The organism is Bacillus cereus group sp. N6 (genome assembly GCF_016483705.1).
GTDB classification, from domain to species: Bacteria; Bacillota; Bacilli; order Bacillales; family Bacillaceae_G; genus Bacillus_A; species Bacillus_A wiedmannii.
The window spans coordinates 13,954-34,080 of sequence record NZ_JAEHBI010000054.1 but is presented as its reverse complement, the minus strand read 5'-3'; the positions used below and the strand labels follow the sequence as shown (position 1 = coordinate 34,080).

Here is a 20,127-nt window from a genome sequence, read left to right as displayed (position 1 = left end):
ACTTTCCCCATGTAGACACCTCATTTGGTTCATTTTTTATTATAGTAACCTGTGTCTACTTTTTAGTCTAACATCAAACACGATGAAGCACTAACTCGTGTAAATTTGATTGAATTGTATAGATTTAGTTAAGTTTATCGTATCGGAGTGCAAACTTATTTATGAACAAATGGATCTTGCTTATAATCTTATTATTTCCACCACTGTACATTCTTTATATGACGTTTCGAATGAAGAAAGTTGCTCGTGAAAAATTGAGTAATCACTCTCCGTACGTTCTTATTTTAGGCGCAAAGTTATTTGGAGATAGACCGTCTTTATCTCTTCAAAACCGTTTGGATGTAGCGTTGGAATATTTACATTCCCATCCTGAAGCGAAAGTAATTGTTTCAGGTGGTCAAGGGGAAGATGAAGATATACCGGAAGCTCATAGTATGAGAAACTATTTAATGGTACATGGTATAGATGAGAGTCGTATTTTAATAGAAGATCAATCTACAAATACGTATGAGAATTTAAAGTTTAGTATGGATTTATATGATGTGAAACATGCGGTAGTTGTAAGTAATACGTATCATTTGTATAGGACCAAAATAATTGCAAAGCGTTTAGGCATGAAGATGGAGGCACTAGCTGCTGAAACACCAATGCGCTCTAAGAAAAAAATGTATGTACGTGAATATGCTGCAATAATGAAAACGATATTGTTCGACCGTTAGAGCTCAAATTTGAGCTCTTTTTTAATTATAAAGCGTATCATTTGAAATGAATGCCGTATTCCATCAAAATAAAGGAAACAACATTAAAGGAGCTGTATTTGTGATTCAATTTAATCATGTGTCAAAAGCGTATGAAGATGGCACGAAAGCAGTGGATTCATTGCATTTAGAAATTAAAAAGGGAGAATTTTTTGTTCTCATTGGTCCGAGTGGTTGCGGGAAAACAACGACAATGAAAATGATTAACCGTTTAATTGAAACGACTGAAGGATCTATTTTAATCGATGGAAAAGATATTCAACAATATAATATTAATGAATTGCGTTGGAATATAGGATACGTATTGCAGCAAATCGCTTTGTTTCCGCATATGACAATTGCAGAAAATATTGCAGTAGTTCCTGAAATGAGACAATGGAGCAAAGAAAAAATAAAAGCTCGTGTCGATGAGTTGCTACAGATGGTCGGGCTAGATCCAGACGTATATCGCGATCGTATGCCTGATGAATTGTCAGGAGGGCAAAAGCAGCGCGTTGGTGTCGTAAGGGCATTAGCCGCAAACCCGAAAATCGTTCTTATGGATGAACCGTTTAGTGCGTTAGATCCATTAAGTAGGGAACAGCTTCAGAAGGATATCGTACAATTGCAAAAAAAGATTCAAAAAACAATTGTATTCGTAACACATGATATGCAAGAAGCATTATCACTTGGAGATCGTATTTGTATTATGAAAGAAGGAAAAGTAGTTCAATTAGATACACCAGAAGGTATTATACATAATCCGAAAAATGAATTTGTAGAAGAGTTCATTGGAAATCGTGGACAACCTTGGTATGAGGGGAAAAGTATAGAAGATGTATTGCCACTTGATGAAAGTATACGGGTAGAAGGGGATGCACTATCATTGCATTCTTCTTTACAAGAAGCATTAGTTCGTGTACGAGCTGACGAAGTCGTTCCAGTTGAAGAAAATGGTCAATATGTTGGAGCTTTAACAAGTCGTCATATTGTTAATTACATTGTTGAACAAATGAAGGAAAGAGGCTAAACAGTGACTGATTTTATACAAACGTTCCAAGAGCGAAAAATAGAATTACTAACTGCATTAAGTGAGCATTTACAAATATCGCTTATTTCACTATTTTTTGCAGTAATTATTGCGGTGCCACTTGGCATTTTATTAACGAGAAAACAACGAATGGCTGAATTTATAATAGGAACTTCTGCGGTTATGCAGACAGTGCCATCACTTGCATTACTCGGACTTTTAATTCCGTTAGTAGGAATTGGAAAACTCCCAGCCATTATTGCATTAGTTGTGTATGCACTATTACCTATTTTACGAAACACATATACAGGAATAAGGGAGTTAGATGAATCTTTAATCGAAGCAGCGAGAGCTATGGGGATGAATAGCTGGAGAAGACTGTGGAAGGTAGAGCTTCCTCTTGCATTACCAATTATTATGGCCGGTATTCGTACGGCGATGGTATTAATTGTTGGAACAGCTACATTAGCAGCTCTTATAGGTGCTGGTGGGCTCGGAAAACTCATATTACTTGGTATCGATCGAAATGATCATGCGCTTATCATTTTAGGGGCCGTACCAGCCGCGTTACTCGCTTTATTCTTTGATGTAGTACTTCGAGTGCTTGAGAGTCCAAAACGCTCTTCTAAGCGTATTATATTGACGATATGTATTACTTGTATAATGATTGCTTCTCCCTTTCTTTGGAACACACAAAAGAAAGATATTGTTATTGCCGGAAAACTTGGATCAGAACCTGAAATTTTAATTCAAATGTATAAGCAGCTTATTGAACAGGATACCGATTTACACGTAGAATTAAAACCAGGTCTTGGAAAAACAGCATTTGTATTTGAAGCATTGAAATCAGGAGAAGTAGATATATACCCTGAGTTTTCGGGAACAGCTTTATCTACTTTTGTGAAAGAAGAGCCAAAAAGCACAAATCGGGATGAAGTATATGAGCAGGCTCGCATTGGAATGGAAAAGAAATATAATATGGTTATGTTGAAGCCGATGGAGTATAACAATACATATGCACTAGCTATGCCGAAAAAAATAGCAGATCAAAATAATATAAATACAATTTCTGATTTAGGAAAAATGGCACAGGATGCTAAAGTAGGATTCACATTAGAATTTGCTGATCGTGAAGACGGTTATAAAGGAATGCGAAAATTATATAACTATAAGTTTTTAAATGTGAAAACGATGGAACCGAAACTACGTTATAGTGCAATTCAATCAGGGGATGTTAACGTAATCGATGCATATTCAACTGATAGTGAACTTGAGCAGTATGGACTGAGAGTGCTAAAAGATGATAAAGGGTTATTCCCACCGTACCAAGGTGCACCATTATTAAGAAAAGAGACGTTACAGAAATATCCTGAACTTGAAAAAGTATTAAATACATTATCTGGGAAGATTACAGATGAAGAAATGCGAAAAATGAATTATGAAGTAAATGTGAATGGAAAAAGTAGTGAAGAAGTTGCGAAACAATTTTTACAAAAAGAGAATTTACTTCGTTAATTTTACAAGAAATATACAAATTTATATGTATGAAATGACCGTTCATTACAAAATGAACGGTTTTTTTGTGCATACTTATACATTTTTTCAAAAAAGTATTCCATTTTTCTTCATTTTCTTTTAGAATAAGTAATGTTTTCCTGAAAAAATATAAGAGAAACGTCTATTAGAGAAAAAGGTGACTTTAATAGTTGAACGAACATAACACCTAGAATGACAGATGGGGTGGTACAAATAGAAAAGAAGTTAGGGTTTTTTCCATTAATTGCATTAGTAGTCGGAACGATGGTTGGTGGCGGTGTTTTTAGTTTACCGCATGATTTAGCAGTAGGAGCAAATAGCGGCTCTATAATAATTGGTTGGTGTATTACAGCGATGGGAATGATTCCACTCGCGCTCGTATATCAAACGTTAGCAAGACAAAAACCGGAGCTTGAGGGCGGAATTTATAGTTATGCACGCGCTGGTTTCGGAGAATATATCGGATTTAACAGTGCTTGGGGATATTGGCTAGCAGGAATTTTAGGAAACGTTGCAACAATCATGTTACTTTTTAGTACATTAGGTTATTTCTTCCCCATTTTTAAAGGTGGAAATAATGTTGCGTCTATTGTTGGTGCATCACTTTTATTATGGACACTTCATTTTCTAATTTTATTTGGAATTCGTGAAGCATCTATTATGAATGTTATTGCAACGATAGGGAAATTAGTTCCAATCGTATTATTTATTGTTGTAATGGTAACAGCGTTTCGCTGGGATACATTTACACATGATTTTTGGGGAGAAGGAACTATATCAGTTTCCTCTATACTTGGTCAGGTGAAAAATACAATGCTTGTAACTCTTTGGGTTTTCATTGGGGTTGAAGGAGCGGTTGTATTATCTGGTAGAGCGAAGAATAGCCGAGATGTTGGTAAAGCGACAGTACTTGGACTTATTTTAGTAATGTCTATTTATATTTTAATTTCTGTCTTGTCTATGGGAGCGATGACAAGAGGAGAGCTTTCCGTGTTAGAAACCCCGTCAATGGGACATGTATTAGAACATGTTGTTGGGACATGGGGCGCTGTTGCGATTAACATTGGGTTAGTTGCTTCACTTGTAGGTACATTAATAGGCTGGTTTTTACTTGTTTCTGAAATTTCCCACGTAGCAGGAAAAGATGGCGTGTTTCCGAAAGTCTTTACGAAAACAAATAAAAAACAAACGCCACATATGGCATTATGGATCTCAAATGGCGTTGCCCAAATTATATTTATAATCGTTCTGTTTTCAGAATCAACATATCAAATTATGTATTTTATTGCTTCAACATCAATTTTAGTACCATATTTATTATCAGCGTTATTCCAATTTAAATTAGTTATTACAAACGAACTAAAAGATGCAAAAGTAAAAAACGGCTCGTTAGCTTTAATTGCTTCTACTTATTCTGTATGGCTTCTATATGCAGCAGGTTTGAAAAATTTATTACTTGTTTCAATCGTGTATGGAATTGGGATTATTGTTTACATGTATGCAAGAAAAGAAAAAGGAAATCGTTGTTTTAAAGGTATTGAGAGATATGTAATGTGGGCAATTGTTATCGCAGCTATCACATCACTTTATATGTTATTAACTGGAAATATAAAAATGTAAAAGTCCTTTTAAATAAAGGGCTTTTTTCTTTGTCTAGAGAATATTTAATACATAAGATATTCAGGAGGGATGAAAATGGAAGAAAAAGAACAGTTAACCAGAATTGTTGATTTAGCGAGTGAAGTAAGGAAAGTATTAGTGCAAGAATCCTTTTTTAATCATCATCCTGAACTACGAGGAGTGATTGAAAATTTAGCGAGTGCTGTAGAAAATTTGGCGGAATTACAGCAAAATACAGATGAAAACGCTGAAGATCGATTACGATATGTACTTGCTAAAATGAAAATTGCTCATAATGCCATTTTACAAGAGAAAAAAGCATTTCCATCTCATTAATATACGTTTTAATTTTGAACCTGGCGGATAACGTCAGGTTTTTTGTTTCTAGTTTTTCGTTTCTTTCATACACTAAGAATAGTATGAAAAAAAGAAGGTGACGAAGGTGAGATTACATAAAGCTCTTCAGCCAAGTTTTATAAAAAGAATGTACTATATGAGGTTTATCGGAAAGTTTACAAAAGCAGAGAGAGAGAAGAATGGAGAGAACTTCTTTGTACAATGCCTATCGCCAATACCATTCACGTTACAAGAGCAATTAAAAAATGAACCATACGTATTTGAAGGTTTATGTAGCAATAAAAAGAATGAAAAAGTCTTTTCGGAATTAAAGAAAAGAAAATTAGAAAAGCAATTGGTTATGTTTCGTCTCTATTATGAAAGAGGACATATATACGTGGAGTTAATTTGTGCAGAAGAACCACGAGAAATGGCCAATGGCTATAAAATGATTCCAGTACCTAAAGTTTCCGAATACAAAAAAGGAGAGTCTTTAGAGAGAAAACTTGGAAATGGCTATTTGTCATTTCTAATGCCAAAATATCCGAAAGACTTTGAGCCTCCCGAATTATTGTGGCACGATGGAAGGTTATATGGAAATATATCTTTAAAGTCATCATCAATTAGTTCAATCGCATATTTTGAACAGCAGCGGGAATGTAAGTATATAGACTTAAATGACTGGATGAAGTATGTGGAAATAGCGGTAGAAGATCAATTGTATTTTGTAAGCAATCACATGTATGAGCAATTAAAAAAACGAATGACTGAAGAAGGTAAGCATGTAGAAGTAGAGGAAATAAAAGTGCACAAGGATGAATGGGAATGGGATGAGCGTGAATCCGTCTTTTTACAGTATGTAAAAAGTTTTGTACGTAATAAAGGGCTATATTTGGATGAAACGGACATTTATAATTTCCATATAAGTACGAAAACAAATATGTTGACGATTCTAGGTGGTATACCAGGCGCTGGGAAATCCCGATTTGTGCAAGCTTATGCAGAAGCACTTGGATTACAGTATGGGGAAGAATTGGTTTGGATTCCGATTTCACCATCGTATCAAGAACCACATGATTTACTTGGTTACCTTCACCCAAATGGTACTTTTATTGAAAGTGAAACAAAATTAGTTAGGGCGTTAATGAAGGCAAAAGAAAATCAAAATCAACTATATATAATCGTTTTTGATGAAATGAATATGTCACATATTGAGCATTGGTTTACTCCATTTCTATCTGTTCTTCAACTTGAAAAGCAAAACCGTATTCTAAATTTGTATGAAGGTGTACAAGAAAAAGAAAATCCAATTCCGTCAACAATTGAAATTGGTGAAAATATTATATTTGTAGGTACAGTAAATTTTGATGAAACAACGAAAGAACTCTCAGATCGATTATTAGATCGGACGAATTTAATAACGTTACAAAAGATTCCGTTTTGTGAGATGTGTATGGAACAAGAGAAAATTGTATTACAACCACCTCTGAAAGTAACTGCAGGAGAATTTCGTATAAGCTGGGTCAGGAATAAAGCGATGATTGAGGTGTTTTCTGAAGAAGAGTTAGAACTATTAGATAAGTTACATGTTGTATTGTCATCACATGATATGTCAAAGGGAATTTCATTTCGATGTGCAAACGCAATCGCTACTTACTTGCAAAATATACCGTTCCAAAATAATCATTCCTATATGATCAGTAGAGAAGAGGGATTTGATTTACAAATCAAGCAACGTGTATTGACGAAAATAAGAGGTACTGAAATGATGGTTGGGTCTTTACTTTCTGAAGACGTAAAAAGGGGGGCGACATTACTACCTCTTTTGCAATCGCCACTTGCAAACAGAGTATCTACATTTGAACACTCTTTAGCATATATAAGAGAAAAGCGTAGAGAACTGGAGCTGTATGGCTATGCAAAATGAAGGGCGATATGAAACAGAAATCGTTGATACGAAAGAAACACTCCCTTTTGTATTAAAGTTAATAATTGGAACTGAGGCAAAGGGGGAATATATTTTATTAAATCGTCTTTGTACATCTACTACAGCATTAGTTCAATGTATTTATAAAGTACAAGAATTAAAACCAATTAGATTGCATTACCATTATGAAAATCCAATGAATATTACTTTTATATGGAATAAAGTATATGAGGGACAGAAAAATATAAAAGAGTCAAAATATGAAATAAATGAAAAAAAACAAAAGGTATTAATATATGAACATGGAAAAACGGAATTCTTTTATCCATGGCGTTGTGGATTATATCATTTTGAAGTGAATATAGAAGATAGAACGTATTATGGCGCATTTCAAATCGTTCCCAAAAATTTTTTTGATGATCAATTTGAAATGATTCAAAACTATGTAAAGTCAATTTTGAATGAGTTGATTTTAGATAGAGGTTATTATAAAAAGACTTTCTCTGCACTTAGTGATATTGAAGATTCTTCTTATTTAGTGTTACTTAGAAAGTTGCCGCAAAAAATGAAAAAGATAAAGCAAATTTTTAAGAAAATAGAATCGAGTTCAAAATTTATACATGAATATAAATGGGAAGAAAAAGAGCGGAAAGCAACGAGAAAAGGAGCCATAGTGGCGGAAAGAAAACCGTATGCAAAATATTATAATCGTAAGTTTATAGAACAAAAAAATAGTAAGGAAAATGCATTTCTTAAATTTAAAGCGATGCAATTTTATTTCTATTTACTTGAAGCTGAAAGTTTTTTGCGCCAAACAATTGAAATATTAGAAAGAGCAAAAAGGAAGAAATCAGAAGAATTTCAAGCTGTAAAAACGATTATACAAACAATTGAGCGTAATGGATCAGTGACCGATAGAGAGAAACAAAAATATAAAAATATTCATTTACTAAAAGAGGCGGATTTGCGAAAAAGCTCTATGAAGATACAAGAATATAAAATATTAGCGCACTTTGTACATGAAAGTGTACAATACTTTCAAACTTTAATGCATTCTCCATTTTGGAGAGAAGTTTCCGAAACAGGTAACATGTACTCACATAATTTACCGATACCACATCAACAACTACTACAGCATTTAGATGTACTTCCACAATATACAGAACAATCTCCATCTTTATTATTTGTTTATAAACCAACATTTTTAGTGTATGAATATTACGCTTTTTTTATCGTTATTTCCATGTTAGCGCAAATTGGTTTTGAGGCTAGAAATTCCATTCGTGAACAAATTCAAGAACATTTTTATGTAGATGGATTACAGGATGGAACGACAGTAGTTTTACACCGAGATGATATTAGAGTACATGTCGCATTTAATGATTTAATTGAAACTCATCCCCTTATTGCATTAAGTAAAGGGAGTAATTTTTATAATGGAGAAGATACGAAGAAGCCAGACATTCGCTTAGACTGTTATGTAAAGGAAGAAGGAAAATACGTATATCAATCTTCTATTATTATTGAAGTGAAGTATAGCCCAATGTACAACATTTTTCAGCACGTTGGAAATACGAAGGCAACTGAGCAAATGTATAAGTACTGGTCTATAAAATATGTAGAAGAACAGGATGGAAAGAGAGTCTATTATCGAAGGGCCATTTATGAAGTTATTTGTGTATATCCAGGAAGTCATATGCATAGTAAAAAAATTGAGTCTGGATGTGGTGTGTTCTTGCAATTATATCCATATAAAACGAAACAAGGGGAAGAGAAATTAGCCGGAAAACATGGAATGGTACAAATTTTTGAGAAGTGGTTAAAAAGCATGAAGAAGTAAAAAAATCCTTTTTTATAAAGGATTTTTTTAGATTAAGAAGAAATATATGCTGTATGGAAGACAGCTTTATACGATTTGAATTTGAAAGTAATATAAATATATTGTTAGAAGAACGGTACATGAGGGATAAAAGACGATTAAGATGGAATTTAATTCGTTTTGCAGAATATAATAAGTCATAAATATTTTTAGTTGCATACGAAGATTTGTTCTTATATGATAGATAGTGAAAGCGTTATCAAAAAACAGAGCGGCGATGGGAAAGGCGGGTAAATATGTTCCAGCGTGTTCAAACAAAAGAAGAACATTTTTGGTTCGAGCAACTATGGGGAGATTTTTGTGAAGAAAGAAACTTAATGTTCGTAGAACGTAATTTAAATCCATCACGATTTTTATTAATAGAAGATGAACATCATATTGGTACAGTAGAATGTATTAAGTATACGGAACCAGAGCAATCGAATTCTGAGTTTTTCTATCCGTTTTCTAAAAATGATTTAGTGAAAGATTTAAAAAATGTGTATGAAATAGGCAAGTTGAGTATTGCGAAAACGTCTCGTGGGAGAGGACACTTCAAAAGACTAACAGCTATTTTATTTATGCATGCATTAGAAACGAAAGCAGAATGGTATATTGCAGCAGTGACAAAAAGAATGTATATGTATTTATTAACACTCGGTTTCCCAATTGAACCGGTAGATAAGCCATTTCAGTTTCATGATACTTTACAAGGTGTACCAGTGCGAATTCATGCCCGAAAAGGGGCTACGCATTTGTATTCTTTAAAAGAATTTCGAGATGTGATTCAAGGGAATGCTCATGCACAGGCATTAATCGCAGAATACAGTAAGAATATTATGTTAACAAAATAAAGCGAAATGAATATATATAATAAAGAGAATACTATTTTAATATGAAGTCATTCTTCATGAAAAAAGACCCTTATTATTTTAATAAGGGTCTAAAAATTATAATCCAAAAATACTAAAAATCATTTTGCGGCGCTTCGGCTTCTTTTCTCGTTCATATGTTGGTTTTGAATCGGGAGTAATATATATTGGTTCTTCTTTCTTGAGGGAAGCTTCTAGCTTTTGAATTCGCTCTAACATTTCCTCCATTTCACGGCGATGTTGTAAAAGTTGGTACGTAACAACATCATTTGCCTTATCTTGCATTTGTTCTTCCATTCGATCTAGCCTTCTCGTAATAGTGTTTAATTGAGCTGCTAATTGCTCAAATTCATGTGATGATTTGTTTTGAACGATTGTATTTACTTGAGTTTTTAATTCTTCAACATCATTTGATGATGTTTTTTGAGTAGGGTGAGAGTTTTGAGACTGCTCTATTTGTGAAAGATGGAATTCTAACATTTGATCTAAATCTTCTTGTGTGAAAATAAAGTGACCATATTTATTTTTTTCTATCGTAAGATTTAATTGTTGTGCAATCCGGACAACAGCCTTTGGGCTAACACCTAATTTTTTTGCGATAAATGGTGTTTTATATTCCAAAATAATCCCTCCTATATATATCCTGTTGAATGATTTCGATCTATGAAGGAAGTTCCCTTCTAGTGTGACAAAAGAAGTGTGGAATCGGCAAAGAAAGTGTTTTTTCACGAAATGAACCTGTGAAGAATATATCGTTTATATAAAATGTTTTATCTTAAGATTTAGAACTATTTGACTAAGGGAAATGAATTAGATTATCATAATGATAAATATCTTTTTTATGTATGCATATAATATATAAAAAGGTGGTTGCTAATGTAGAATTTTTTTAGAGTATTAGAATGCTTACTTCACTTGAATAAAATTAAGTAGGAGGTGGCTTCCTTGCTTACAATGTAAGTAAGGAGAAGTATTTGGACATATATAGTATAAGTATAGTGATTGTTTTAATTGCCTTAACGGCATTTTTCGTCGCAGCAGAATTTGCAATTGTTAAAGTGCGAAGTTCACGAATTGACTATTTAATTGCAGAAGGAAATAATCGCGCAACATCTGTCAAAACAGTCATTACAAACTTAGACGAATATTTATCTGCTTGTCAGCTAGGAATAACAGTTACAGCTCTGGGGATTGGGTGGTTTGGTAAACCGGCGTTAAAGCAAATGTTTGACACGCTTTTTGTAAATTTGAACATTTCTACTCAACTAGCAGACATTTTTGCTGTAATTTTAGTGTTTTTGTTTATTACATTTTTACATGTTGTAATAGGGGAATTGGCCCCAAAAACATTCGCGATTCAAAAAGCTGAACAAGTGAGTTTGTTTGTTGCTAAACCGTTAATTTTCTTTTATCGTATGGCGTTTCCATTTATTTGGATCCTAAATGGGTCAGCTCGAATTATTACGAAGTTGTTAGGGCTGAAACCACCGAAAGGGCACGATGAGGTTCATTCAGAAGAAGAATTACGGTTATTAGTTTCAGAAAGTTACAAAAATGGAGAGATTAATCAATCTGAATATAAATATGTAAATAAAATTTTTGAATTTGATGATCGTATAGCGAAAGAAATAATGGTCCCCCGAACTGAGATGCATATTATAAGTAAAGAAATGCCTGCTGAAGAAGCTTTGCAAAAAATGTCTCGGGAAAAATATACGAGATATCCAGTTGTAGATGGGGACAAAGATCACGTAATAGGCTTTGTAAACTTTAAAGATATTTTCACAGATTTTGTGCAGCATAATGCAGTAAGTAATAAGAAAGTAGAGCAATATATTAGGCCAATCATTTTAGTTATCGACTCTATCCCAATACACGACTTATTTTTAAAAATGCAAAAAGAAAGAACGCATATTGCTATATTGATAGATGAATATGGTGGTACGTCTGGACTTGTTACAGTTGAAGATATTTTAGAAGAAATAGTGGGAGATATTCAAGATGAGTTTGATACGGATGAACAGCCAGAAATTCAACAAGTTAGTGAAACGAAAACAATACTAGAGGGAAAAGTACTTGTTAGTGAAGTGAATACGTTATTAGGTTTAACAATTGATGATAATGGTGTTGATACAATCGGTGGTTGGATTTTAACGAAGAATATAGAAATTGCTGAAGAGGATTTCATTGAAATTGAAAATTATAAGTTTTGTGTAAAAGAATTAGATGGACACTATATAAAGAGATTAGAAGTTACAAAAACTGTAGAATCAATTGTTATTTTAGAAGATGAAAAACAAATTCCATTTCAAGAACAAATTAGTTCGTAGACTCTGCTATATGGCAGGGTTTTTTTGAGCATAATATTTTTGGCAGAATAAGGGCTATGATACAATGGCATAAGCCAGACCTTTCACTAGGTGAAATATTGTTGTATACATATATTTGGAAGGAGAAGATTTATGAAAAAGCATTTATATATAAATGGAGATTGGAAGTCTGTAAACACTTATAAACCATTATACGCACCATATTCTGAAGAAACGTTAGCGGAAATTGCACAAGGAACGGAAGAAGATGTACAAGAGGCTGTTACTGCTGCAAAAAATGCAATGAAAAAAATGAATACATTATCTGCATATGATCGTGCGACTATTTTAGAGAAGGTTGCACAAAAAATGGATGAAAGAAGAGAAGAATTTGCAGAGATTATTGCAAAAGAGGCTGCAAAACCAATTCGTGCTGCGAGGGGAGAAGTAGATCGTACCGTTCAGACATACAAATTTGCAGCGGAAGAAGCGAAGCGTATATACGGCGAGACACTGCCACTTGATGCAGCACCTGGTGCAGATGGGCGTATTGCATACACAATACGAAAACCGATAGGGGTTATAGGAGCTATTACACCATTTAATTTCCCATTAAATTTAGTGGCACATAAAGTCGGCCCTGCAATTGCTGCCGGAAATACAGTTGTGTTAAAACCAGCTGATCAAACGCCATTATCGTCTTACGCATTAGTTGAATTATTTGAAGAGGCAGGATTGCCAAAAGGAGCTTTAAATATTATTTCTGGTCCCGGTTCAACTGTAGGTGAGGCGATAGTTACAAATGATGATGTTGCTTCCATTACTTTTACGGGAAGTCCGAAAGTTGGAATTGGAATTAAGGCAAAGGCTGGGTTAAAGCGAGTTACGTTGGAACTGGGATCAAATGCTGCTGTTATTATTGATGAAGATGTAGAATTAACAGATGAAGTAATTGAACGTGTAAAATGGGGAGCATATGTAAACAATGGACAAGTTTGTATTTCGGTACAACGTGTTTTTGTACATGAAAAGAGAATGGATGAATTTCTTTCAAAGCTAAAGATAGCGATGGAAACAATTATAGTTGGTGATCCATTGCTGGAAGAAACGGACGTATCGGCTTTAATTTCGAAAAAAGATGTAGAGCGAATAGAAATGTGGGTGCAGGAAGCTATTAAGGAAGGTGCTACTGTTTTATACGGTGGTAAGAAACGTGATGCAAGGATTTTTGAACCAACTGTATTAACAAATGTTCCAGAGTATGTATCTGTTCAGTGCCAAGAAGTATTTGGTCCACTCATGACAGTAAATACATTTAAAGAATTTGATGAGGCAATTGAGCAAGTAAATCATTCACGTTACGGTCTACAAGCAGGTGTGTTTACAAATAATTTGTTTAAAGCAATGCGTGCAATTGATGAGCTAGAGGTTGGTGGTGTCATGATTAATGATATTCCAACGTTTAGGGTAGATCATATGCCTTACGGTGGTGTTAAGGAAAGTGGTACGGGGCGTGAAGGAATTAAATATGCAATAGAAGAAATGACAGAAATGAAATTAGTGTGTATTAAAAAGTAAAGTAGAGCGAGCTTAAATATCCTAATAAAAAACGAGCTGGAAATGTTTACGATTCCATACTCGTTTTTTATTGTTTGTTTTACGTTTCTCGGAACGATTTAATTTAACCAAGTGTACCTTTTACTTCATTTCTTGCTTGAAAATAGCATCTTCTACATAAATTTGTTCTTTGTCAACAGCAGTGCTATGAGATAATACTAAACCGATTGGTGTTTCTATACCTTTATTTTGAACAATTGTAAAAGGAACATTTTTTTCATTTGCTAATTTAATGTATTTTGATAAATGTGGGTAAGCAATGCCACCATTTAGGAATATTTGTAATGATTGAGAAGAGCGCATGCTACTAGCTACTTCAGAATATACATTACTTTGCATTACTTGACCGATAGTTAAAGCGATTTCTACACGCTCACGTAACGTAGTTAAATACATATTACGTTCTTCTGGTTTGTTCTGCTTTTGGCCGTAAATGCCTTCTTGGAGATAATCTTCCACATTTTTATTTACCATATTTTTCACACCTTTCATTTTCTATTGTACGAAAGAATGAAGCAGGATGCAAAAAAAAGTCGCATCGAATGTAAAAAATTTTGAATGAAAGGAAGGAAAATGGAATGTATCAATCTAAACAATTAATAAGGACATTAAAAATTTTATCAACACATATTAACAAAATGTGACAATAATCTATTAACGAATCACATTTTTTGTGTTAATATTCAAAATATAAAGGGTGTTCGTCGCATGGAAATGGAGGGAATGGGGGTTTTTCCAATCGATAAGGATATTAAAGAAGTATTTTGTTCGCACTTGAAAAACAACAGGCACCAATTCGTTGAGAACTGGAAAAACAAAATGATAATTTCCGATAAAGATCCATTTAAACTAGAAGCAGTTCAAAATGGAGAGGATTTATTAGAGTTAATTATCGAACTTACTATGGAAGAAAAAGATATAGATTATCTTCAGCCATTATGCGAGAAAATTGCTATTGAACGTGCAGGGGCAGATGCGAACATTGGAGACTTTGTTTATAATGCAAATGTGGGAAGAAATGAACTTTTCGAAGCGATGTGTGAATTAGATGTTAGCGCACGTGAATTGAAACCGATTATGGCCCAAATACATACTTGTTTTGATAAATTAATTTATTATACTGTTTTAAAATACTCGGAAATTATATCAAAAAATTTAGAGGAAAAACAGCAATATATTAACGAAACACATAAAGAAAGGCTGACGATTTTAGGGCAAATGTCAGCAAGTTTTGTACATGAATTCCGTAACCCACTCACTTCAATTATGGGATTTGTTAAATTATTAAAGGCAGATCATCCAAGTTTATCTTATTTAGATATTATTTCGCATGAATTAGACCAATTAAATTTTCGTATTTCGCAATTTTTACTCGTATCGAAAAAAGAAATGTGGAATAAATCAGAACAATTTTGGCTTAATGATTTGTTTCAAGATATTATACAGTTCTTATATCCGAGTTTGGTCAATGCAAATGTTTCGATTGAAAAGAATTTACCGTATCCAATTCCACTTGTTGGCTATCGGAGTGAAGTGAGACAAGTATTTTTAAATATATTAATGAACTCAATTGACGCTCTAGAATCAATGAAAGAAGAACGGAAAATTATCATTGATGTATTTGAAGAAGATCAATCGATTCGAATTGTGATAAAAAATAATGGGCCAATGATTCCAGCTGAAAGTGTAGAAATGATTTTCGAACCATTTGTAACTACTAAAAAGTTAGGAACTGGTATTGGATTATTTGTATGTAAACAAATTGTAGAAAAACATAATGGGTCCATCATGTGCCGTTCAGATAACGAATGGACAGAATTTCAAATTGTATTTCAAAAATAAACAGTCTACACCAAATGAATGGTGTAGACTGTTTTAATTCGTAAGTATAACGGCTTCTAATTTAGGATCTTTAGTTGAATAACCTAAAAGTGAAATTGTATATATGATGTTCGGTTCGACTTTGAAATTCGGTATAGTTAGTAAGACGCTGGGATTATCGGCGAGTGAAACTTCAATATCTGCTGTACCAGGACTAACTTCCAAAAAATCTGTTATTTGTTTAAAGAGTACATTTTCAAATAAATGATCTCCACCTTTTAAATCTACATTTACAACAGGGGTATCTGGAGAAAAATGTGCAAAGCGTATTTTTGCTTGACCAGCTGGTAAATGTGTATTATCAAGCATAGGTTGTAATTGTAGATGATTGTCACTATTTATTGCGGCAAAAGTATAAGTGTGATTCCCCATTATTGGTACTAAAGCTGAAAAGATGGGAGTTTCATTTCCAACAGGGACAATATCTATACGGTATTTACCTTGCACTAATGTTAAATAGGGACTAAATTGTTTAAATGAAATATTTTTAATAACCTTTTGCCCGTTTACTAAAATGTCAACCGCAGGTGTATTGGAAGCAGAGTGAAAAAAACGTATGTGTGACGGTAAAGCAGCTTCTTGTGAATCTCTTTTTTCATACGCCTGTACAAGTTTCGTAAGCGCATCGTAATATTTCATATATAGTTCTACATATTTTTTCGGATTTTTAAATTGATAGTAACGAGCGAGCTGTTCGTAACGTGCAGCTTCTTGTCCATATTTTTCGATTTCAGATTGAGACATGAATATTCCTCCTTTGTCATCATTAAAACTATATGCTTAACAAGAAAGAGGTTATGCGAAAAAATTGTTTTTTGAAGGAGAAAAGTTGAAAATTAATAAAGAGTATTGCTTATGGATAAGTGTTTTTTAGGCGAAAGAGCCTTATAATTTTCTAGAGTATACAGCAATATATCATCTATGTTGGATGATGATGTACCGATTACAACGTATATTTCGAAATAAAAAACCTTAAGAGCGTATGAAGTAACATATCGAAAACATGTCCAAAAATCCTTAGAAAACTAGGGATTTTTTTAATAATGGGCAAATACACATACAAAGTGATAATTGTCCTACATAAATTATAAAGGAAAGGTAGTTTAAACATAAGGAAAGGAATAAAATATTGGGATGGGGATATCCAAAAAGGAATTGTGAATGGAGTTATGGACGATTTTGTGCTTTACGATGTAGGATGAATTTTGAATTTGTAACATTATTTTTTCTATTTACGTTAGCAAGTGGCAGTATTAACCGATAAAAGAGCGTCGTGCCGAACTGATTAATGTGGTTAATCGGTTCTTTTTTTATTGTATAAAACGGAGGAGAATGTATGTAAAATATAGGTTTCTATAAAAATAATTGCTATGCATTTAGTAGGATTAATTGTCGATATTTGTTTGAAAATATGCAATATAAAGTAGGAGAATAGGAAGGAGTTTAAAGGGAGTTTCGTCGAAGTTTACACAATGTCGGCAATTGAGGGAAGCTGATATTATGTTAAGAAAATATGTAGTGAAGCGTTTATTTTATATAAAGGAGGGTTATTGGAGCGTATAGATAAGGGTTGGTCTTCGTTTTAAGTTCTGAATTTTCTGTTTTCGAAATTAATATTTAGCACTCATTTGTATATTTTATAATAGTTTTTTGATAAAATCACTGCTTTCGCAGAGGGTTCTTTTTTATGAAAGAAACGTCAATTTTCTTCATATATATATACAAATTGGAGAAATGGGGGAGCGCTATGCGCGATTACTTAATTAAACCACTTGTTGGTCAGCCGTATCCAATGATTTCACATGGAAAAGGTGTGTATTTGTATGATCAAAACGGAAATAAATATTTTGATGGCTCGTCAGGGGCAATTACGGCAGGTATTGGGCATGGCGTAAAGGAGATTGCAGATGTTATAAAAAAGCAAGCAGAGGAGATTGCTTTCGTTTATAGATCACAGTTTACGAGTGAACCAGCTGAAAAATTAGCGAAGAAATTAAGCGATTTAAGTGTAGGAGATTTGAACTGGAGCTTTTTTGTAAATAGTGGTACGGAAGCAAATGAAACAGCTATGAAAATTGCAATCCAGCATTTTCAAGAGCGAGGTATTCAAGGGAAGCATAAAATTTTGTCACGATGGATGAGTTATCACGGTATTACGATGGGAGCCTTATCAATGTCTGGGCATCCACTGCGCAGACAACGTTTCGTGTCAATTTTAGAAGATTATCCAACTATTCCAGCTCCATATTGTTTTAGATGTCCGGTGCAAAAGGTATATCCAACTTGTCAGCTTGCTTGTGCGACTGAACTAGAAAGATCAATTGAAAGAATTGGTGCAGAACATATCGCAGCTTTTATCGCTGAACCGATTATAGGAGCAGCTGGAGGCGCAGTCGTTCCGCCGAAAGAATATTATAAAGTCATTAAAGATATTTGTAGTCATTACGATATTTTATTTATTGCTGATGAAGTAATGACAGGGCTTGGTCGTACTGGCGCATGGTTTGCGATGGAGCATTGGGGTGTAGAACCGGATATTATGACTCTTGGTAAAGGTTTAGGAGCTGGATATACACCGATGGCAGCGACGATTGTAAGTGACCGTGTTATGGAGCCAATTTTACGTGGATCGCGTTCTGTAATGAGTGGGCATACGTTAAGTGCAAATCCATTATCTGCAGCAACAGCTCTAGCTGTTATTGAATATATGGAGAAACATAATCTACCTGAAAAAACAGCAGAAAAGGGAGAGTATTTAATAAAAGGACTACAGAAAGTTCAGCAACAATCGACAATCATTGCTGATGTGCGCGGAAAAGGGTTGCTGATTGGTGTAGAGTTGCAACCGTTTACAAAAGCGTCGGAACTTATTTCGGTTGCAGCTAAAAATGGTCTTCTTTTATACCAAGCTGTTTCAGGGCAAGCAGGAAAAGAAGATAGTGCACTGCTTGTAGCACCGCCGATGACAACTACATATTCCGAGTTAGATGAATTACTTTCAATTTTTGCAAAAAGTGTAGAAGAAATGATGCAAAAAGGAGGGCATAGTATCGCATGACAACTATTACGAATACATTCGATAAATTAAAAGAGATAGAGGAAGTAATTTCTTTGTTCCACGATGATATGACATTAATGTTTGGAGGATTTGGGGGGATTGGATCCCCTCCATCTTTAATACAGGCGATTTTAGAAAAAGGAGTTACAAATTTAAATTTAATAGGAAATGACACGGGATTTCCTGATGTAGGAATCGGTCGTCTTGTTACGAATGAAAGAGTAAAATCATTAATTACTTCACATATTGGTTCAAATCCAAATGCAGGAAGACAGCTAAACGAAGGAAGGTTACAAATCGAGTTTTCTCCTCAAGGAACATTAGCAGAGCGTATTCGTGCTGGTGGTGTAGGACTTGGAGGTGTATTAGTTGATGTAGGTGTTGATACGATTGTAGAAGAGGGAAAACGTACAGTTGAAATGAATGGCAAGACATATTTAGTTGAAACAGCATTAACTGCTGAGGTTGCGATTGTATATGCGAAAAAAGCGGATCCGTTTGGTAATCTTGTGTTTGATAAAAGTGCTCGTAATATGAATCCTCACGTAGCTATGGCAGGGGATATAACGATTGTAGAAGCAGAAGAAATCGTTCCACTTGGAAGTTTAGATCCAGAAGAAATTGTTGTCCCAGGAGTATTTGTAAATTATATCGTACCGTCGGAAGGAGTGAATTGGAAATGGGTATGGGCGTAGAAGTGAGAGATAAGATTGCTAGGCGTGCGGCGAAAGAAATACAAAATGGTATGATTGTAAATTTAGGTATTGGTATACCATCGCTTGTACCGAATCATCTTCCTGACGATATAAACGTTATGTTTCATGCGGAAAATGGAATTGTAGGTATGGGACCTACGCCAAGAAAAGGGAATGAAGACGAAAATTTATGTAACGCAGCAGGTTTACCGACTTCTCTAATTACAGGAGCGAGTTATTTTGATAGTTGCACAGCGTTTGGGATGATTCGAAAAGGTTTATTAGACATAACGATTCTTGGTTCATTACAAGTAAGTGAGAATGGTGATTTAGCAAACTGGATTGTACCAGGAAAACGCGTTCCAGGTATTGGGGGAGCGATGGATTTGGCACAAAAAGCGAAGCGGGTCGTTGTTGTGATGAATCATGTCGATAAATACGGAAATGCAAAGATTGTTTCGGAGTGTACATTACCATTAACTTCAAAGAAATGTGTAGATTTAATTATTACGGATATGGCAGTTATGGAAGTGACGCAGGGTGGACTCGTTTTACAAGAATTAATGAGTCCATACACAGTGGAAGATATAAAACAACATACAGAAGCTGATTTCAAAATTGGCTCTAACTTACTAGTAATCGAATGAGGGG

17 protein-coding genes are annotated in these 20,127 nt (G+C 34.2%); 14 read left to right on the top strand and 3 right to left on the bottom strand.

Annotated elements, in window-relative coordinates; translation table 11 throughout:
* Window positions 1-161 precede the first annotated feature (161 nt).
* From JDS99_RS26035 to JDS99_RS26000, 8 genes are all read left to right on the top strand, one after another.
* Entirely contained in the window at window positions 162-719 is a 558-nt protein-coding gene (locus JDS99_RS26035; RefSeq protein WP_088063268.1) for a YdcF family protein, read from the top strand.
* A gap of 100 nt (window positions 720-819) precedes the next feature.
* The gene (locus tag JDS99_RS26030; RefSeq protein WP_098857120.1) at window positions 820-1,767 is read left to right on the top strand and encodes an ABC transporter ATP-binding protein; all 948 of its coding nucleotides are present in this window, start codon (window positions 820-822) and stop codon (window positions 1,765-1,767) included.
* Window positions 1,768-1,770: 3 nt separating this feature from the next.
* Entirely contained in the window at window positions 1,771-3,282 is a 1,512-nt protein-coding gene (locus JDS99_RS26025) for a glycine betaine ABC transporter substrate-binding protein (protein ID WP_199695970.1), read from the top strand.
* 213 nt (window positions 3,283-3,495) lie between these two features.
* Window positions 3,496-4,923, top strand: a complete 1,428-nt coding sequence (locus JDS99_RS26020; RefSeq protein ID WP_000129474.1) for a basic amino acid/polyamine antiporter — start codon at window positions 3,496-3,498, stop codon at window positions 4,921-4,923.
* A 75-nt stretch (window positions 4,924-4,998) separates the two neighbouring features.
* Entirely contained in the window at window positions 4,999-5,259 is a 261-nt protein-coding gene (locus JDS99_RS26015; RefSeq protein WP_000391452.1) for a hypothetical protein, read from the top strand.
* Between the two features lie 106 nt (window positions 5,260-5,365).
* Window positions 5,366-7,186, top strand: coding sequence for an AAA family ATPase (locus tag JDS99_RS26010; protein WP_199695969.1), 1,821 nt, complete (start codon window positions 5,366-5,368; stop codon window positions 7,184-7,186).
* A complete protein-coding gene (locus JDS99_RS26005) occupies window positions 7,176-9,026 on the top strand; it encodes a hypothetical protein (RefSeq protein ID WP_088609388.1) in 1,851 nt (616 codons plus the stop codon). The genes JDS99_RS26010 and JDS99_RS26005 overlap by 11 nt, the downstream gene beginning before the upstream one ends.
* A gap of 275 nt (window positions 9,027-9,301) precedes the next feature.
* The gene (locus JDS99_RS26000) at window positions 9,302-9,898 is read left to right on the top strand and encodes a hypothetical protein (protein ID WP_000487799.1); all 597 of its coding nucleotides are present in this window, start codon (window positions 9,302-9,304) and stop codon (window positions 9,896-9,898) included.
* Between the two features lie 96 nt (window positions 9,899-9,994).
* Here JDS99_RS26000 and racA read toward each other — a convergent pair whose 3' ends face one another.
* The gene (gene racA, locus JDS99_RS25995) at window positions 9,995-10,537 is read right to left on the bottom strand and encodes a chromosome-anchoring protein RacA (RefSeq protein ID WP_088063272.1); all 543 of its coding nucleotides are present in this window, start codon (window positions 10,535-10,537) and stop codon (window positions 9,995-9,997) included.
* A gap of 353 nt (window positions 10,538-10,890) precedes the next feature.
* Here racA and JDS99_RS25990 point away from each other — a divergent pair, with 353 nt between their 5' ends.
* Window positions 10,891-12,246 (top strand): hemolysin family protein, encoded by a 1,356-nt coding sequence (locus JDS99_RS25990; RefSeq protein ID WP_002108356.1) that lies wholly within the window; start codon window positions 10,891-10,893, stop codon window positions 12,244-12,246.
* A 132-nt stretch (window positions 12,247-12,378) separates the two neighbouring features.
* On the top strand, window positions 12,379-13,803 hold the full coding sequence (locus JDS99_RS25985) for an aldehyde dehydrogenase family protein (protein ID WP_199695968.1): 1,425 nt from the start codon (window positions 12,379-12,381) through the stop codon (window positions 13,801-13,803).
* Between the two features lie 120 nt (window positions 13,804-13,923).
* On the opposite strand, the gene JDS99_RS25980 is transcribed toward JDS99_RS25985, so the two are convergent.
* Window positions 13,924-14,316 (bottom strand): YueI family protein, encoded by a 393-nt coding sequence (locus JDS99_RS25980; RefSeq protein ID WP_000247570.1) that lies wholly within the window; start codon window positions 14,314-14,316, stop codon window positions 13,924-13,926.
* Between the two features lie 234 nt (window positions 14,317-14,550).
* On the opposite strand from JDS99_RS25980, the gene JDS99_RS25975 reads away from it, so the two are divergent.
* Complete coding sequence (locus JDS99_RS25975) at window positions 14,551-15,684, top strand: BA2291 family sporulation histidine kinase (RefSeq protein ID WP_000425101.1); 1,134 nt, start codon at window positions 14,551-14,553, stop codon at window positions 15,682-15,684.
* Window positions 15,685-15,717: 33 nt separating this feature from the next.
* Here JDS99_RS25975 and JDS99_RS25970 read toward each other — a convergent pair whose 3' ends face one another.
* On the bottom strand, window positions 15,718-16,467 hold the full coding sequence (locus JDS99_RS25970) for a DUF4397 domain-containing protein (protein ID WP_000083266.1): 750 nt from the start codon (window positions 16,465-16,467) through the stop codon (window positions 15,718-15,720).
* A 1,003-nt stretch (window positions 16,468-17,470) separates the two neighbouring features.
* Here JDS99_RS25970 and JDS99_RS25965 point away from each other — a divergent pair.
* From JDS99_RS25965 to JDS99_RS25955, 3 genes are read left to right on the top strand one after another with little or no spacing between them, the layout of a single operon-like run.
* A complete protein-coding gene (locus tag JDS99_RS25965) occupies window positions 17,471-18,781 on the top strand; it encodes an aspartate aminotransferase family protein (protein WP_001205889.1) in 1,311 nt (436 codons plus the stop codon).
* Window positions 18,778-19,476 (top strand): acetate CoA-transferase subunit alpha, encoded by a 699-nt coding sequence (gene atoD, locus JDS99_RS25960; protein ID WP_000208097.1) that lies wholly within the window; start codon window positions 18,778-18,780, stop codon window positions 19,474-19,476. The genes JDS99_RS25965 and atoD overlap by 4 nt, the downstream gene beginning before the upstream one ends.
* The gene (locus tag JDS99_RS25955; RefSeq protein WP_000525267.1) at window positions 19,461-20,123 is read left to right on the top strand and encodes a CoA transferase subunit B; all 663 of its coding nucleotides are present in this window, start codon (window positions 19,461-19,463) and stop codon (window positions 20,121-20,123) included. Before atoD ends, JDS99_RS25955 begins: the two co-directional genes overlap by 16 nt.
* The last annotated feature ends 4 nt before the right edge of the window (window positions 20,124-20,127 follow it).

Excerpts from the sequence above, each read along its gene's own strand:
- atoD (WP_000208097.1), top strand. The coding sequence starts at position 18,778 with ATGACAACTATTACGAATACATTCGATAAATTAAAAGAGATAGAGGAA.
- JDS99_RS25975 (WP_000425101.1), top strand. The coding sequence starts at position 14,551 with ATGGAAATGGAGGGAATGGGGGTTTTTCCAATCGATAAGGATATTAAA.
- JDS99_RS26000 (WP_000487799.1), top strand. The coding sequence starts at position 9,302 with ATGTTCCAGCGTGTTCAAACAAAAGAAGAACATTTTTGGTTCGAGCAA.
- JDS99_RS26020 (WP_000129474.1), top strand. The coding sequence starts at position 3,496 with ATGACAGATGGGGTGGTACAAATAGAAAAGAAGTTAGGGTTTTTTCCA.
- JDS99_RS25955 (WP_000525267.1), top strand. The coding sequence starts at position 19,461 with ATGGGTATGGGCGTAGAAGTGAGAGATAAGATTGCTAGGCGTGCGGCG.
- JDS99_RS25980 (WP_000247570.1), bottom strand. The coding sequence starts at position 14,316 with ATGGTAAATAAAAATGTGGAAGATTATCTCCAAGAAGGCATTTACGGC.
- JDS99_RS26005 (WP_088609388.1), top strand. The coding sequence starts at position 7,176 with ATGCAAAATGAAGGGCGATATGAAACAGAAATCGTTGATACGAAAGAA.
- JDS99_RS25970 (WP_000083266.1), bottom strand. The coding sequence starts at position 16,467 with ATGTCTCAATCTGAAATCGAAAAATATGGACAAGAAGCTGCACGTTAC.
- JDS99_RS26035 (WP_088063268.1), top strand. The coding sequence starts at position 162 with ATGAACAAATGGATCTTGCTTATAATCTTATTATTTCCACCACTGTAC.
- JDS99_RS25965 (WP_001205889.1), top strand. The coding sequence starts at position 17,471 with ATGCGCGATTACTTAATTAAACCACTTGTTGGTCAGCCGTATCCAATG.
- JDS99_RS25985 (WP_199695968.1), top strand. The coding sequence starts at position 12,379 with ATGAAAAAGCATTTATATATAAATGGAGATTGGAAGTCTGTAAACACT.
- JDS99_RS26015 (WP_000391452.1), top strand. The coding sequence starts at position 4,999 with ATGGAAGAAAAAGAACAGTTAACCAGAATTGTTGATTTAGCGAGTGAA.